16 protein-coding genes are annotated in these 15542 nt (G+C 68.6%); 10 read left to right on the top strand and 6 right to left on the bottom strand.

The features are described from left to right. The first annotated feature begins 11 nt into the window (after positions 1 to 11). The 4 genes from ACWF82_RS22235 (at position 12) to ACWF82_RS22220 (ending at position 4515) form a co-directional block, all read left to right on the top strand. The gene (locus tag ACWF82_RS22235; protein WP_452504069.1) at positions 12 to 1829 is read left to right on the top strand and encodes a putative bifunctional diguanylate cyclase/phosphodiesterase; all 1818 of its coding nucleotides are present in this window, start codon (positions 12 to 14) and stop codon (positions 1827 to 1829) included. A gap of 8 nt (positions 1830 to 1837) precedes the next feature. After that, complete coding sequence (locus tag ACWF82_RS22230; protein WP_452503909.1) at positions 1838 to 2821, top strand: GAF domain-containing protein; 984 nt, start codon at positions 1838 to 1840, stop codon at positions 2819 to 2821. A 78-nt stretch (positions 2822 to 2899) separates the two neighbouring features. After that, a complete protein-coding gene (locus ACWF82_RS22225) occupies positions 2900 to 4027 on the top strand; it encodes a glycosyltransferase (RefSeq protein WP_452503907.1) in 1128 nt (375 codons plus the stop codon). A gap of 41 nt (positions 4028 to 4068) precedes the next feature. Then, positions 4069 to 4515, top strand: coding sequence for a hypothetical protein (locus tag ACWF82_RS22220; protein ID WP_452503906.1), 447 nt, complete (start codon positions 4069 to 4071; stop codon positions 4513 to 4515). Positions 4516 to 4548: 33 nt separating this feature from the next. On the opposite strand, the gene ACWF82_RS22215 is transcribed toward ACWF82_RS22220, so the two are convergent. The 3 genes from ACWF82_RS22215 to rsmI are packed head-to-tail and all read right to left on the bottom strand — an operon-like array spanning position 4549 to position 6438. Further along, positions 4549 to 5118, bottom strand: coding sequence for a PIN domain-containing protein (locus ACWF82_RS22215; RefSeq protein WP_452503904.1), 570 nt, complete (start codon positions 5116 to 5118; stop codon positions 4549 to 4551). Next, complete coding sequence (locus ACWF82_RS22210) at positions 5015 to 5557, bottom strand: helix-turn-helix domain-containing protein (protein ID WP_452503902.1); 543 nt, start codon at positions 5555 to 5557, stop codon at positions 5015 to 5017. The genes ACWF82_RS22215 and ACWF82_RS22210 overlap by 104 nt, the downstream gene beginning before the upstream one ends. Before the next feature lie 41 nt (positions 5558 to 5598). Continuing rightward, complete coding sequence (rsmI, locus tag ACWF82_RS22205; protein WP_452504067.1) at positions 5599 to 6438, bottom strand: 16S rRNA (cytidine(1402)-2'-O)-methyltransferase; 840 nt, start codon at positions 6436 to 6438, stop codon at positions 5599 to 5601. Between the two features lie 185 nt (positions 6439 to 6623). Between rsmI and ACWF82_RS22200 the strand changes: the two genes are divergently transcribed. Together ACWF82_RS22200 and ACWF82_RS22195 are read left to right on the top strand one after the other, a co-directional pair. Further along, positions 6624 to 8219 (top strand): dolichyl-phosphate-mannose--protein mannosyltransferase, encoded by a 1596-nt coding sequence (locus ACWF82_RS22200; protein WP_452504065.1) that lies wholly within the window; start codon positions 6624 to 6626, stop codon positions 8217 to 8219. Between the two features lie 121 nt (positions 8220 to 8340). Then, positions 8341 to 8544, top strand: a complete 204-nt coding sequence (locus tag ACWF82_RS22195; RefSeq protein WP_452503900.1) for a hypothetical protein — start codon at positions 8341 to 8343, stop codon at positions 8542 to 8544. Between the two features lie 46 nt (positions 8545 to 8590). Here ACWF82_RS22195 and ACWF82_RS22190 read toward each other — a convergent pair whose 3' ends face one another. Next, positions 8591 to 8950, bottom strand: a complete 360-nt coding sequence (locus ACWF82_RS22190; protein WP_452503898.1) for a GntR family transcriptional regulator — start codon at positions 8948 to 8950, stop codon at positions 8591 to 8593. 6 nt (positions 8951 to 8956) lie between these two features. After that, positions 8957 to 10198 carry an arginine deiminase gene (gene arcA / locus ACWF82_RS22185; protein WP_452503896.1) on the bottom strand — a complete coding sequence of 414 codons (1242 nt, stop codon included), beginning with the start codon at positions 10196 to 10198 and terminating at the stop codon, positions 8957 to 8959. 132 nt (positions 10199 to 10330) lie between these two features. On the opposite strand from arcA, the gene soxR reads away from it, so the two are divergent. Both soxR and ACWF82_RS22175 read left to right on the top strand, forming a co-directional pair. After that, positions 10331 to 10816, top strand: a complete 486-nt coding sequence (gene soxR, locus ACWF82_RS22180) for a redox-sensitive transcriptional activator SoxR (RefSeq protein ID WP_452503894.1) — start codon at positions 10331 to 10333, stop codon at positions 10814 to 10816. 40 nt (positions 10817 to 10856) lie between these two features. Then, positions 10857 to 11609 carry an isocitrate lyase/PEP mutase family protein gene (locus ACWF82_RS22175; RefSeq protein ID WP_452503892.1) on the top strand — a complete coding sequence of 251 codons (753 nt, stop codon included), beginning with the start codon at positions 10857 to 10859 and terminating at the stop codon, positions 11607 to 11609. A 43-nt stretch (positions 11610 to 11652) separates the two neighbouring features. Here the strand turns inward: ACWF82_RS22175 and metG are convergent, their stop codons facing one another. Further along, positions 11653 to 13221, bottom strand: a complete 1569-nt coding sequence (gene metG / locus ACWF82_RS22170) for a methionine--tRNA ligase (protein WP_452503890.1) — start codon at positions 13219 to 13221, stop codon at positions 11653 to 11655. A gap of 1 nt (position 13222) precedes the next feature. Between metG and ACWF82_RS22165 the strand changes: the two genes are divergently transcribed. Both ACWF82_RS22165 and ACWF82_RS22160 read left to right on the top strand, forming a co-directional pair. After that, the gene (locus ACWF82_RS22165) at positions 13223 to 14077 is read left to right on the top strand and encodes a TatD family hydrolase (protein WP_452503888.1); all 855 of its coding nucleotides are present in this window, start codon (positions 13223 to 13225) and stop codon (positions 14075 to 14077) included. A 173-nt stretch (positions 14078 to 14250) separates the two neighbouring features. Next, positions 14251 to 15378, top strand: a complete 1128-nt coding sequence (locus ACWF82_RS22160; RefSeq protein ID WP_452503886.1) for a transglycosylase family protein — start codon at positions 14251 to 14253, stop codon at positions 15376 to 15378. The last annotated feature ends 164 nt before the right edge of the window (positions 15379 to 15542 follow it).

Below are 15542 nucleotides of genomic sequence, written 5' to 3'. Positions count from 1 at the left end.
CCTCCGAGTTGATGGGTGTCGACGCCACGACCATGGTGGCGGCGAGCGAGCGGGTGCTCGCCGCCCTTGTCGAGCACTTCGACGTCGACGTCAGCTATCTGCGCCACACCGACCGGGCGCGCCGCGTGACCGTGCTCGTCGCCGAATGGCCGCGCAGGCCCGAGGTCCCCGATCCCGACCCGCTGCACACGGTCGAATTCGAGCACGCCGACTCGGTCTTCCGCGCGCTCGAATACGCGACCGAGCCGCTGATCGTGCGCCCCGGCCGCGACAGCGCCGACTACCAGGAGACGATCCGCAAGTCCTCGGGCATTCCCGAGGTGGCCATGGCCTGCGTGCCGCTGGTCTCGCGCGGCGAGTCGACCGGTGTCCTCGGCTTCGTGAAGATGGGCGACCGCGCCTGGTCCAAGCGCGAACTCAATGTCCTCAAGGCCATCGCCGCGCTGTTCGCCCAGCTGCAGGCGCGCGTGGTCGCCGAGGAGAAGCTGCGCTACATCGCTCTGCACGACGACCTGACCGGCCTGGCCAACCGCCGCGCCCTGCTCGAATACATGGAGGAGCGGCTGCGGGCTGGCGAACCGGGCCCGATCGCTACTTTCTTCCTCGACCTGGACCGGCTCAAGGCGCTCAACGACTTCCTCGGCCACAGCGCGGGTGACAATTTCATCCGCACGCTGGCGCGCAGGCTCAAACAGAACCTCGAGCCCGGCGACATGATCGCGCGGCTCGGCGGCGACGAGTTCGTCATCGTGCCCGCGGCGCCGATGGACGCGGTGGCGGCCGAGCTGGAGGCGACCCGGATTCAGCAGCTCATCGGCCGCCGGGTCTCGGTGGGGCAGGAATCGGTCAGCCGCGGGGTGAGTGTCGGTGTCGCGCTGGGCATTCCGGGGGAGACCTCGGTGTCGGACGTGCTGCGCCGCGCCGACCATGCCCTGCTGTCGGCGAAATCCGGTGGCGGCAACGGGGTCGCGGTGTTCACCGACGCCATGCGCGCGCAGTTCGAACTCCAGGACGACGTTGAGCTGAATCTGCGCAGCGCGGTGTCCGACGGCTCGCTGGTGCTGCACTACCAACCCGAGGTCGACCTGCGCACCGGCCGGATCGTGGCGCTGGAAGCGCTGGTCCGCTGGCAGCATCCGACGCGCGGACTGCTGCCGCCCGGCGCGTTCGTCTCGGTGGCCGAGGCCACCAACCTGGCCGGTGAACTCGGCCGGTGGGTGATCCGTTCGGCCTGTTCGCAATTCGCCGACTGGCGCCGCCGCGGGCTGGCAGCCAATGTGGTGATCCGGATCAATGTGTCGCCGGTGCAGCTGGTCAGCGCCGATTTCGTCGAGCGCATCGAAGACATTCTTCGCCTTTTCGGGATCGACGGCAGCTCGGTCTGCCTCGAGATCACCGAGCATGTCGTCGTGCAGGATCTCGTGCGGACCAGGCTCACCCTGCGCGGGCTCAAGCGGATGGGCGTGCAGATCGCCATCGACGACTTCGGCACCGGTTACAGCTCGCTGTCGCACCTCAAGGCGCTGCCCGTCGACGCGGTGAAGATCGACCGTGGTTTCGTGCAGCGCCTCGGCGACAGCAACGACGACCTGGCGATCGTGAAGTCGATCATCGGCCTGGCCGGTTCGTTCGGGCTCGGCGTGGTCGGCGAGGGCGTCGAGACGCCGATGGCGGCCAGGACGCTGGTCGGCCTCGGTTGCTATCGCGCGCAGGGCTTCCTCATCGCCCGGCCCATGCCTGCCGAGGAAGTCGAGGCGCAACTGCGGGAGGGACGCATCCCCCTCGACCTCGATCTGCCACGCGCGGGACGCGGCGTGGCGCCGAACTGATCGCGGCGATGCCTGCCGGGGAGTGGCTGCTGATCGAGACCCTCGTCGAGGATCTCGACCCCACCGTCGTCGCGGAAGGCACGCAGGTCAGGCAGTGGGCCGGACCGGTGTGGCTGCACCGCAGACTCGGGCAGGCGCGCGCGGGTGTCGCCGCGGCGGCGGTGCGGCGCTGTCAGGCCGATCAGGTCTCGGTGCGGGTCGAGACCGACGGCCTGCTGGTACTGGCCGAGCCGGTCCGCTGCGCGTTCGACGGGATCCACGGTGTCCAGCTGTGGGCCGGACCGGTCGCGGCGCCGGTGCCGCCGCGTCGGCAGGTGGCGGCGTGGGACTGGGAGGCCGACAGCGAACTCGCCTACCACGGACCGGGTCTGGAGGAGCTCATCTTCGCCCGCGATCCGGCCGAGGTGCGGGTGGTCCGCACGCCGCCGGACGCCTTCGGCCGGATGGTGCGGTTCGACGGCAGGGTCGAGTACTTCGCGATGGCCACCGGGCTCGTGCCCGGCGGGCACTGGCAGGGCGAGGTCGACATGCTCGGCGACGACGACGCGGTGCGCCGGTTCCAGATGGTCGCCAGGGCCGCACCGCGGCTGCGCCGGGTGAGCGGCCTGATGCACGCCGTCCCCGAACACAACGGGGTGCCCGACCCGGACGTGACCATGCTGCGCGCGGTATCGCAGCGCGCCGGTGTCGGTATCGGCCTGGTCGAGCTGTCCAGCGCGATCATCTACGAATGGGCCGCCGAACCGCTGCCCCCGCTGGACCGGTGGGCGGTGGAACGGCCCACCGTCGACCCGGACGACCTGGCCGCGTTGCGCGCCGCCTGCGCCGATGTAGCGCGCGAGCCGGGAACGGCACGGCGGCTCGCGCTGCGGGTGCGCTTCGCCGACGGTGAATGGCTCACCGCGCAGGCCGAACTGGTCGCGATGACCACCGCCGCGTTCGGACACGGCCTGCTGCGGGTCTGGTTCGACGGCGCGCCGGAGCCCGGTTAGCCGCATCTTTCGCCGCTGTTCACGCGCTGTTCCACGGCCTGGTTCCCGGGTGCACCCGCGTCGCTGAACGATCGGGGAGTGCGCATCGTGCAGCTCGCCAACTTCTACGGCCCGCGATCGGGCGGGCTGCGCACCGCCTTGCACCACCTCGGTGAGGGCTACGTCGCGGCAGGTCACGAGGTGGTGCTGATTGTGCCGGGGCCGCGGCGCAGCGAGGAAGTGCTGCCTACCGGCGCACTGCGAATCACCTTGCCCGCGCTGGCGATTCCGTGCACCGGTGGTTACCGCGCGGCCGATCCGCGGCGGGTGGCCGATGTGCTCTGCGGGCTGCGGCCCGACGTGCTCGAGGTCTCCGATCGGCTCACCCTGCGCGGTTTCGGCCGCTGGGCCCGGCGACGCGGGGTCGCGAGCGTGATGATCTCGCACGAACGGCTCGACCGCCTGCTCGGCCAGTTCCTGCCAGGGCCCGCCGCCCGCCGCTTCGCCGACATCGCCAACCGGCGCACCGCCGACGACTACGACATGGTCGTCTGCACGACCGACTTCGCCCGCGAGGAATTCCAGCGGATCGGCGCACCCAATGTGGAACTGGTGCCCCTCGGCGTCGACCTCGACCTGTTCAGTCCCCGCCGCCGCGACCACCGGCTGCGCGCCGACCTCGGCGTCGCCGGATATCCGATGCTGGTGCACTGCGGCAGGTTGTCGGTGGAGAAGCGGGTCGACCGCAGCATCGAAGCGGTCGGCGCCCTGCACCGCGCCGGCGTCCCCGCCCGGCTGGTCGTCGCAGGCGACGGCCCACGCCGCGAGTCACTCGAACGCCGCGCCCGCACCCTGCCGGCCCTCCCCGGCGGCGAACCGCCGGTCCACTTCACCGGATTCATCAGCGACCGCGCCATGGTCGCGAAACTCCTCGCCACCGCGGACGTCTCACTGGCGCCGGGCCCCCACGAAACCTTCGGCCTCGCCGCCCTGGAAGCCCTCGCCGCAGGCACCCCCGTCGTAGCCAGCCGCTCCTCGGCCCTGGCCGACATCGTCACCGCCGAATGCGGCGCCATCGCCGCCGACCGCCCCCGCGCCTTCGCCCGAGCCGTCACCGACGTCCTCGCCCTGCCGACCACCGGCCGCCGCCAAGCCGCCCGCACCCGCGCCGAGCAATTCACCTGGCCCCGAGCGGTAGCAGGCATGCTCGCGGTCCTGGACCGCTGAATTATCTGTAGCCTGGGCAGATCATGAAGGGGATTCCGACGATGAGTTCCACCGTGGGCTCGAGGCGGATCGTGCCTGTTTCCGCGGCGGTTGCGGCACTTGCCGTGTCTGTCGTGGCCGCAGTCTTCATCCTGGGCTTCGCTCTGGTGATCACAGGCCTCGAGCGCCACGTGAATGCGAGCGGACAGTCTTCCGGATGGGTGCTGGCCGTGGCGGTGGTTCTTTTGTGCCCCGTGCTCGTTATGGCCGGTGGTGCGATCCTGATGCTGCGCAGACATGTTGCCGGGCGGATCATGGTCTCGGTGACCGCAGCGCTCGGGACGGCACTCACCGGCCTGATAGCCGTGGGTCAGGCGGTTGACGGTGAAATCGATTCGGCGTTGCAGGTCGCGGTTGTCGCAGCGGCTCCAGGGATTGTGCTGCTGCTGTCCAACAGTCAATCGTCGAAGGCATGGACTGGACGTGTGCGAGTCCAGCCGCTGAAGTGAGCTGCTCTCCCGCCGCGCCATCATCCGTGCGGATCAGATTCCCTCGACCAGGATCGAGCTGACCTCCCGGACAAACCTCGGTGCGTTCGCCGAGTCGAGAGCCACGAGGATGTCGTCAACCGTGACAGGCGGGTTCTTTCGCCGCCCGACCATCTCGATCAAGCTCGAGAGCACCATGCTCGGATTCAGATCGAGCACGTCGAGCAGGAAGTCATCTGAGCTGATCGCGTGCAGCCCCCAACGGTCCAGCGCCTCGATCGGAAAATGCTTGACATTGTCGGTGACGATTGCGGCCGCATTCCCCCGGACAGCAGCTGCGACGACATGCCGATCGGCCGCGTCCCTCAGTCCGGTTACGCACTGCTCCAACGGTTCCCAGCCCTCCACGCAGGCGTCCTCGAACGCCGCGTTCATCCCGTCGACACGTCGCGCTATCCGCTCCTCGGTGATACGCGGATTGACCTTTACGACCGCCCGCGAGACCTCGTCGAGGATTCGTTCACTCCACAGCGGGCAGAAGGCATGCCGTTTGGCCAGTGCAGCCCGCCCGCGCTTCCCTGACTGCCTGTAGATAGTCCTCGGCCGGAGGATCGTAGAGCCCATCTTCTTCTGCGTCGCGGACCAGATCGTTCAACACGTCGTTCCGCTCGGCGCGCCGACGTTCCTGATAGTCGAGCACGTCACTCAGGAGCAACCGGCGGTGTCGCGAACCAGAGGGCTTCTCACACTGCAGCTTCCCTCGCTCCAACAGCTTCACGAGGGTGGGACGGCTGATTCCGAGCAGGTCAGCCGCCTGCTGCGTGGTCAAGCACTGCTCGATGGGAGCGATGGTCACGGCGCGACGCTTCCGCATCGCGGCGACAACCTGAACGAGCACCTCGTAGACCTCGACCGGAAGTGGAATCTGCGCGCCGTCAGGTCCCAGCAACGCGGCGGGCTCACCGTGTTGCTCGAGGAAGGTGGACAAGTCCAGCAGCTCACGCAGGTCTTCCGGCGGAAGGACTGTGCCCTTCCGCAGGGTCTCACGATGCGTAGTAGCCATACCCCAGCATGGGTCAAATTCGAAAAAATCGCAACACCGGATTACTCGGCGGAGCGGGCGGCCAGGACTGCTTCGTACAGATCCTTGCGGGAGGCGCCGCGACCTGCGGAGACTTCGGCGCAGGCGTCTTTGAGGCGCATGCCGCCTGCGACCAGGGTTTCCACTTCGGTGACCAGGTCGGCCGGGTCAGCCGAAACCGGTTGGGCGCCTGCGAGAACCATGGTGATCTCGCCGCGCGCGCCCTCGACCGCCCAGGCGGCGAGTTCGGCGAGGGTGCCGCGAACGACTTCCTCGTAGGTCTTGGTGAGTTCGCGGCAGACGGCGGCGCGGCGGTCGGGGCCGAGGACTGTGACGGCGTCGGCGAGGCAGTCGGCGAGGCGGTGGGGCGCTTCGAAGAAGACGCAGGCGCGCTGTTCGGAAGCCAAGGTGCGCAACCATTCCCGGCGCTGGCCGCCCTTGCGCGGGGCGAAACCGTCGAAGCAGAAGCGTTCGACCGGCAGGCCGGACAGGGCCAGGGCGGTGGTGACCGCGGACGGGCCTGGCAGGCAGGTGACCGGGAGGTCGCGTTCGACGGCGGCGGCGACCAGCCGGTAGCCGGGATCGCTGACCGAGGGCATGCCCGCGTCGGTCACCAGGAGCACGGTGAGACCGCTCGCGATGTCGTCGAGCAGGGCGGGGATGCGGGCCGTCTCGACGTGGTCGTAGAAACTGACGATCCGGCCGGTGATCTCCACGCCGAGCGCCTTCGCCAGCGACTTGGTCCGGCGGGTGTCCTCGGCGGCGACCACATCGGCCGAGCCGAGCGCGTCGCGCAGTCGCTGGGACGCGTCCCCGATGTCGCCCATCGGTGTAGCCGCTAAGACCAACACAGTGTTGTCCAGCCTCTCCGGTATTTTGGCCGTACCGATCGAGTGCGGCGGCGGGGGTGTTCGGCCATTCTGTCAGGCGGTCCCGCCGCGCCGGATCGCGCATCTGCAGGGAAACAAGGGGGAACAGTGTCGGGTCGGACTTCGCTGGGCGCACCGCCTACGATCGGTGCGTGATCCCGGTGACCGAAACGCGCGCGATGCCACCGTCGCGGTCGGCGGCGTTGGTCGCGCCGGCTCCGCTGCGACCCGCCCCCGACTTCGGCCCGCTCGACACCGCCCGCGGCTGGGCGGTCACCGCCGTGCTCACGGTGATCGCGGCGATCACCCGCTTCGCGAACCTGAACTACCCGACGGACGCGCGCACCCCCGTCTTCGACGAGAAGCACTACGCGCCGCAGGCCTGGCAGATGGTCACCGGCGGCGGCGTGGAGGACAACCCCGCCTACGGCCTGGTGGTGCATCCGCCGGTCGGCAAGCAGTTCATCGCGATCAGCGAGGCCCTGTTCGGTTACAACGCCTGGGGCTGGCGCGGCACCGCGGCCCTGGCGGGCACCATCCTGGTGCTGCTGGTGATCCGGATCGTGCGCCGCATGTCGCGCTCGACGCTGATCGGCGCGTTCGCGGGCATCCTGCTCATCGCCGACGGGCTGACCTTCGTCTCCTCCCGCATCGGCATGCTCGACATCTTCATGGCGCTGCTGGTGACCGCCACCTTCGGCTGTCTGATCGTCGACCGCGACGAGGTCCGCGAACGGATGGCCGCCGCCGATCTGGCAGGCCGTATCGGAATCACCGATTGGGGACCACGACTCGGCGTGCGCTGGTGGCGCTTCGGCGCGGGCGTGCTGCTCGGGCTGGCGTGCGGCACCAAATGGTCGGGCCTCTACTTCATCATGTTTTTCGGGCTGCTGAGCGTGGCCTTCGACGTGAGCGCCCGGCGCGCGTACGGGGTGCGCAAGCCGTGGGTCGGCACTCTGGTTCGAGACGTGGGCCCCGCGCTGTACGCGCTCGTAGTGGTTCCCCTCGTGGTCTACATCGCGACGTACTGGGCGTGGTTCGCCAACGAAATCAGCGCGTATCGCTACACCGTCGGCAACCCCGCCGTGACGAAGGACCCCATCGGCCCAGGCGGATTCTGGTCGCACATCGCACCGGACGCGCTGCGCTCGCTCTGGTACTACAGCGCCAGGACGATGGAATTCCACACCGAACTCACCAATTCCTCGGGCAACCACCATCCGTGGGAATCCAAGCCGTGGACCTGGCCGATGGGCCTGCGTCCCATGCTCTACTACTACGCCGACGGTTCCGTCACCGGCTGCGGCGAGGCACAGTGTGTGAAGGCCGTGATGGCGGTCGGCACACCCGCGCTGTGGTGGCTGGCGCTGCCCGCGCTCGGCTGGATGGTGTGGCGCTCGGTCGTGCGCAAGGACTGGCGCTACGCCGCCGTGCTGGTCGGCTACGGAGCCGGCCTGCTGCCCTGGTTCCTCACCCTCGACCGGCAGATGTACTTCTTCTACGCGGTGGTACTCGCGCCGTTCCTGGCGATGGGCGTGGCCCTGATCCTCGGCGACATCCTCGGCTCGGCCAGACCGGCGGGGATTCCGCGCAGCCCGACCGGCACCTACCTGCCCGCCCCGGTGAACGAGCGGTACGCGCTCGGGTTGCTCATCGTCAGCATCTACCTGGGCCTGGTGATCGCGAACTTCGTCTGGCTCTGGCCGATCCTGACAGCCCAGCCGATCAGCCCCGCCAGCTGGCAAGACCACCTCTGGCTACCGAGCTGGCGGTGACCTGTCGCCGCCGAACAGCTTTGCGGTGCACAGTGATTGATCTTCTGGAGAGCCGAACCATCGATTAGGATGGCGGGCGGATCGCGTAGTTGGGCGCGACCATTCTGGGAGGGGACCCATCATGTTCACACGTCTGCTCATCGGCACGGGGATCGCACTGACGGTCACCACGGGGTTTGCCGCGACGGCGCTCGCCGACAACCTGTCACGTGGCTATTCGCCGGATGACAAGGCGCAGTGCCATGCGGACTACCGGGCACATCCGAGCGGCACGCAGGACTGTGTCCTGATGTCGAACGGCAAGTACTACTTCAAGTACCGCTAGTCCGGCGCATTGCCGCCCGCCCGGCGGACCTGCCGGGCGGGCGGATTCAGCCGTCCAGCGCCGACTCCACGAAATGTCGTGCCGCGGCGTCGTCGAGGCCGAGGCGCCGGATTGTCGCTACGTAGTCGACGGCGGCGCGTCCCGCGACGTCGCGGGTGGGGTCGCCGGAGGAGGCGATGAAGGAGCCTTGGCGGCCCCGGGTTTCGAGGACGCCGTCGGCCTCGAGTTCGCGGTAGGCGCGGGCGACGGTGTTGGGGGCGATGCCAAGGTCGGCGGCCAGCGCGCGGACGGTGGGGATCTTGGTGCCCGCGGTGAGGGTGCCTGCGCGGACCTGTTCGATCACGGCCATGCGCAGCTGCTCATACGGCGGCTGAGTGGAATCGGCGGACAGCTCGACGTGGAACATGATCGCTCACACCTCGTCTCGGGCCAGTGGGCAGGACATGCAGCGCGGACCGCCACGGCCGGAGCCCAGCTCCGACCCCTGGATGGTGAGTACCTCGACCCCCGCGTCGGTCAGCCGCGAGTTCGTCATCTCGTTGCGTTCGTAGGCGACGACCACGCCCGGCGCGAGGGCCAGGGTGTTGTTGCCATCGTCCCACTGTTCACGTTCGGCGGTCGGCCCGTCGCGACCGGTGTCGATCACCCGCAGGCGCGCGATGCCCATGGCGGCGGCCGCGGCGGGCAGGAACGGGTCGGGTCCGGTGATGCTGATCCGGTCGAGGTCGCTGCGCGCGGAGAAGCCGTCTTCCCGGCGGATCGTGAAGGCCTGCAAGGTTTCCCGCACGCCCGGATACATCACCACCGCGTCGGTGTCGACCATCGTGCAGACGGTGTCCAGGTGCATGGTCGCGCGGTTCTGCGCGATCGGCACCACCAGCACGGTGTGGGCGAGATCGTCGTCGAAGAGGCTGCGCGCCAAGGCTTCCGCGCCGGCGGGCGTGGTCCGCTCGCCGACGCCGACCGCCACCACACCCGGGGTGAGCAGCAGCACGTCGCCGCCCTCGATCGGCGCGGTGTGCGATTCGTAGGCCCGGCGCACGCCGAGGAAGCGCGGGTGGAAGGCGTAGACGAGATCGGTGATCGAGGTCTCGCGGTGCCGGGCGGGCAGGGCGAGGGAGGTGATCGCCACCTTCGGCCCGACCCAGAACGACGAGTCACGGGTGAACAGCAGATTGGGCAGCGGGTCGATGACGAAATCGGCGCCGTGGTGCATTCGGCGCACCAGCGAGGTGGTGTCGGGGCCGAAGGGCAGCTCGTCGAAGGTCATCCCGGCCATCAGGATGTCGGCGAGCTCGCGCGCCTCGACTTTGCGCAGTTCGGCGGCGAGCTGGTCGGCCAGGCCGTGTCCGAGCCTGCGGGCATCGACGGCGGCGGAGATACCCTGGATTCTGGCCGCCCCGCTCACCTCGAGCGTGTCGGCGAGCAGCTCGGACAGCAGCAGCACTTCCACGCCGCGTTCGCGCAGCAGGGCGGCGAAGGCGTCGTGCTCGGCTTGGGCGCGTTCCACCCACGGAATGCCGTCGAAGAGCAGCTGATCATTGTTGCTCGGGGTGAGCCTGCGCAGTTCGTCGCCGGGCCGGTGCAGCAGCACCGTCCGGAGCGTGCCGACCTCGGAGGTGACGGCCAGGCGGGAGTCGGGGGCGGTTCCCATGCGGAAACCGTAATGCGAGGAGCCCGTGTCGGCACGGAAGACCCGCAGACCTGGCCTGGGAGAGTCCGGCCGTTTTCGTACACGACACGAATACCTCAAGTATTGTTGAGGGCGAAAACGGGAGGAGCGCAGATGACGACGGCCGATTGGCAAACGAAGGAGCTGACCCCCGGGCAGCTATCCGAGCGTAGTGGAGTTGCAGTGTCCGCGTTGCACTTCTACGAACGCGAAGGTCTCATATCGAGTCGTCGAACCAGCGGCAATCAACGTCGCTACGCTCGCGAAACACTGCGCCGGGTCGCCTTCATCCGAATCTCACAGCGGGTGGGGATCCCGCTCAGCGAGATCCGTTCGGCGCTGGACCGGCTTCCGGAAGGCCGCACGCCCACCCGCCGCGACTGGGAAACGCTGTCCACCACGTGGCGCGAGGACCTCGACGACCGCATCACCCAGCTAACCCGACTACGCGACAATCTCACCGGCTGCATCGGCTGCGGCTGCCTGTCGCTCGGCTCGTGCAAGCTCGTCAACGAACACGACCGGCTCGGCGCCGAAGGCCCCGGTGCGCGCGTGCTCGATGTCCAGCTGAACTGCCCGCCGCGGACCGGCTGCGTCTAGTCCGGCGGCGCGGATACTCGCGGTGCGGCATCATCGCGGTATGACCTCTCTGGACGCGAAAGCGAAGACTCTGCTCGAACTGCACCGGCCGGGGGACCCGGTGGTGCTACCGACCGTGTGGGACGCGTGGTCGGCGAATATTGCTGTGGCCGCTGGTTTTTCGGCCTTGACCATGGGTAGTCACCCGGTTGCCGACTCGGTCGGGCGTAGCGACGGGGAGGGGATGACCTACGACGAGCTGCTCGCGCGCGTCACCCAGGTCACCGGGGCGGTGGACGTGCCGGTGTCGGTAGACATCGAATCGGGCTACGGGCTCGAGCCCGCGCGGCTCATCGAGGGGCTCCTCGCGGCGGGCGCGGTCGGGCTCAATATCGAGGACACCGTGCACAGCGAGGGCAAGCGGCTGCGTAGTCCCGAGGAACACGCCGAGCTCGTGCGCGGGCTGCGCGCCGCCGCCGACGCGGCGGGGGTGCACGTGGTCGTCAACGCGCGCACGGATCTGTTCCTGCGTCAGGACGGGGACGAGGCCGACCGCGTCGACCGCGCGATCGCCCGGCTGACGCTGGCCGCCGAGGCGGGCGCCGACGTGCTGTACCCGGTGGGCATGCATGCCGACGACGTGGCGCGCAGGCTCACGAGCGAACTGCCGTTGCCGGTCAACGCGATCGGGCAGCCGGGGACTCCGGCCAAGGACCACTTCGCCGAACTCGGCGTCGCCCGGATCAGCTTCGGTCCGTTCCTGCAGGCCGCGCTGGGCGCCGAAGCGAGCAAGCTCCTGGCCGCCTGGACCTGAGATGCGGTGTGGCGCACGGTGAGAAGCCGTGCGCCACAACCTCTTACTCCTTGGGCTCGACGTAGCGCGGGAACACCGGCTCCGGCGCGGGCAGGTCGATACCGGGGACCAGGGGAGTGGCGATATCGGCGAACGTGCGCCCCTCCTGGCCGAGCAGGTCCAGGATCTTGGCGGCCGAACCCGGCATCACCGGCTGCACCAGGATCGCGACGATGCGCACCACCTCGAGGGTGACGTAGAGGACCGTGGCCATCCTGGCCAGGTCTTCCTCGGTGCCCGACTTGCGCAGCGCCCACGGCGCGTTGGCGGAGAAGTAGCGGTTGGTCTCGCCGAGGGTCAGCCAGATGGCCTCCAGCGCCAGGTGCATCTGCTGGACGTCGTACTCGGCGCGGCACTTGTCCAGCAGGGCGTTGGCGCGGTCGAGCAGGGCGCGGTCGTCCTCGGTGAACTCACCGGGGGCTGGTGCCTTCGCGTCGCAGTTCTTGTTGACCATGGTCAGGCTGCGCTGCACCAGGTTGCCGAACTCGTTGGCCAGGTCGCTGTTGATCCGGCCTGCGATGGCGTCGTTGCTGTAGCTGCCGTCCTGGCCGTAGGAGATCTCGCGGAGCAGGAAGAACCGCACCTGGTCCAGGCCGTAGGTGGACACCAGCGCGAGCGGGTCGACGACATTGCCCGTCGACTTCGACATCTTCTCGCCCTTGTTGTACAGGAACCCGTGCACGAACACGCGGTCCGGCAGCTCGATGCCGGCCGACATCAGGAACGCGGGCCAGTACACCGTGTGGAAACGGGTGATGTCCTTGCCGATGATGTGCAGGTTCGCGGGCCAGAACTTCTGGAACCCGGCGGAATCGGTGTTCGGGAAGCCGACGCCCGTCAGGTAATTGGTGAGCGCGTCGACCCACACGTACATCACGTGATCGGGGTGACCGGGGACCGGGACACCCCAGTCGAAGGTGGTGCGCGAGATCGACAGATCCTTCAGCCCGGCCTTGACGTAGCTGACGATCTCGTTGCGCCGGGTCGATGGCGCGATGAACTCGGGCCGCTCTTCGTAGAGCGCCAGCAGCTTGTCCTGGTACTCCGAGAGCTTGAAGAAGTAGTTCGACTCCTCGGTCCAGGTGACCGGGGTCTGGGTCTCGGTCGAGACGCGGGTGCCGTCGTCGAGGAGGGTGGTCTCCTCCTCGGTGTAGAAGGCCTCGTCGCGCACCGAGTACCAGCCCGAGTAGTTGCCCAGGTAGATGTCGCCGTTGGCGAGCATGCGCTCCCAGATGGCGACGCTGGCGGCCTTGTGGTCCTCGTCGGTGGTGCGGATGAAGCGGTCGAAGGAGATGTCGAGCGCCTTGTCCATCGCCTCGAAGACGTCGGAGTTGCGGGCCGCGAGCTCCTGCACCGGAATGCCCTCGGTGGCCGCGGTCTGCTGCATCTTCTGACCGTGCTCGTCGGTGCCGGTCATGAAGAACACGTCATAACCGTCGAGTCGCTTGAACCGGGCGATCGCGTCGGTCGAGATGTACTCGTACGCGTGCCCGATATGCGGCGCACCGTTCGGGTACGCGATGGCGGTGGTGACGTAGAAGGCGGGCGCCTCGGCGCCTTCAGGTGCGCTCATGATGCGAACTACTGTAATCCGCGTGCCAAACCAGAATCGTCCGGCTCCACCCCTTCCGCCGCCGCTCGCGCCCCTGATCGACGCGCATACCCACCTCGATGCCTGCGGTGCGACCGATGCCGGGTCGACCGCGGTGATCTTGGACAGGGCGGCCTCGGCCGGTGTCGGGCATGTGGTGACGGTCGCCGACGACCTCGCCGCCGCGCAGTGGGCGGTCGAGGCGGCGAACTGGGATCCGCGGGTCTACGCCGCCGTCGCGCTGCATCCCACGCGGGCCAACGCACTGGACGACAAGGCCAAGGCCGAGCTGGAACGCCTGGCCACCGACCCGCGGGTGGTCGCGGTCGGCGAGACCGGCCTCGACTACTACTGGCCAGGCAAGCTCGACGGCTGCGCCGACATCGAGACCCAGATCGAGGGCTTCCGCTGGCACATCGACCTGGCCAAACGCGTCCGCAAGCCGCTGATGATCCACAACCGCGAGGCCGACCACGACCTGCTCACGGTGCTGCTCGACGAGGGCGCGCCGGACACGGTGATCTTCCACTGCTTCTCCTCCGACGCCACCATGGCCGAGGCCTGCGTGGCCGAGGGCTATGTGCTCAGCTTCTCCGGCACGGTCAGTTTCAAGAACGCGCACGAACTTCGGGAGGCGGCCCAGCTGGTGCCCGACGATCAGATCCTGGTCGAGACCGACGCGCCGTATCTGACGCCGCACCCGTATCGGGGTGCGCCGAACGAGTCGTACTGCCTGCCGTACACGGTGCGCGCGCTGGCCGAAGTCCGCGAGCAGGACCCGGCGGAGCTGGCCGAGATCACCACCGCGAACGCGCGACGGCTGTACCGCATCCGCTAGGTGCGTTTCGTCTGGTCGGTAGGGGACTGGACGGCAAACGTGATTCGGCTCACTTTCGCGTGTTCGGGTTGTTATCTACCAGCGATGTCTATACCGAATCGTGATCTGCGGTCCCGCTGATCGGGCGCATCGGTGTTGTCTGGCGCAAACCTTGTCGTTATCGTTCTGTAACCATGTCGGCTTTTGCGCGGATCAACTCGTCACGCTCGCCGCTGCTGTACGCGGCGGTGGCGGCTTTGCTGCTGACTCTGCTGGTCGGCGCCGCGACGGCGATCACGAACCACAAGACGGTCGCGCTCGTCGTCGACGGTGAGCGGATCGAGCACAGCACCATGTCCCGTGATGTGCGCGCCATCCTGGCCGACGCGGGCTTCGAGCTCTCCGAACACGACGAGGTGAGCCCCGCGGCGGGCGCCAAGGTCGGCGACGGCGCGACCATCACCCTCAACCGCGGACGCGAGATCACGATCACCGTCGACGGCGCCGAACGCAAGGTGTGGACCACCGGCATCACCGCGGGCGACGCGCTCGCCCAGATGCAGATCCCGTCCGACACCCACGTCGTGCCGACCCGCACCGAGAAGCTGCCGCTGGCCGGTGCCGCGCTCAGCGTCTACACCCCGCGCACCATCACGCTGTTCGACGGCGGCGCTGACCCGGTCGACGTTCGGCTCGCGGCGCCGACGGTCGGCGAATTCCTCACCGCGGCGGGCGTTCCGCTGAAGGATCAGGACTTCGCCGAGCCCGCCGCGAAGACCCCGCTGACCGGCGACATGCAGGTCACCGTCACCCGGCAGCGGATCGAGCAGCGCACCGAGACGCTGCCGCTCGATCCCGCCGAGGTGGTGATCGAGGACGTCACCATGAACATGAGCCGCACCGTGGTCGAGAACCCGGGCGAGCCCGGCCTGCACGAGGCGACCTTCGCGGTCACCATGACCAACGGCGTCGAATCCGGTCGCGTGCAGACCAACTCCAACGTCATCACCCCTGCCCAGCCCAAGACCATCCGCAAGGGCGCCAAGCCCGGCACCGAGGTGCCCCCGGTCCGCGACGGCGCGATCTGGGACGCGCTGGCCCGCTGCGAGTCGACCGGCAACTGGGCGATCAACACCGGCAACGGGTACTACGGCGGCATCCAGTTCGACCAGAGCACTTGGGAACGCCAGGGTGGGTTGAAGTACGCGCCGCGTGCGGATCTGGCTACCCGCGAAGAGCAGATCGCCATCGCTGAAGTGACCCGCGCCCGTCAGGGGTGGGGCGCCTGGCCCGCCTGCACGGGTCGCCTCGGTGTGAGCTGATCGGGTCGTTCGCGCTGGATTTCCGGATCCGGTGTTCGGGTGGTCCCAGGACAGTCTGCGCTGTGTTTGTTGGCGCGCTGGCGCGCGCGTGTTCGCGGCCCCTTATGTCCCGCCGATGAGAGGCCGTTGCTTGCTCCTTCGTCGCTTGCGCAACGGCCTCTCAT

It is taken from the genome of Nocardia sp. NPDC055053 (assembly GCF_053608285.1).
This window is presented reverse-complemented; position numbering and strand designations above follow the sequence as displayed.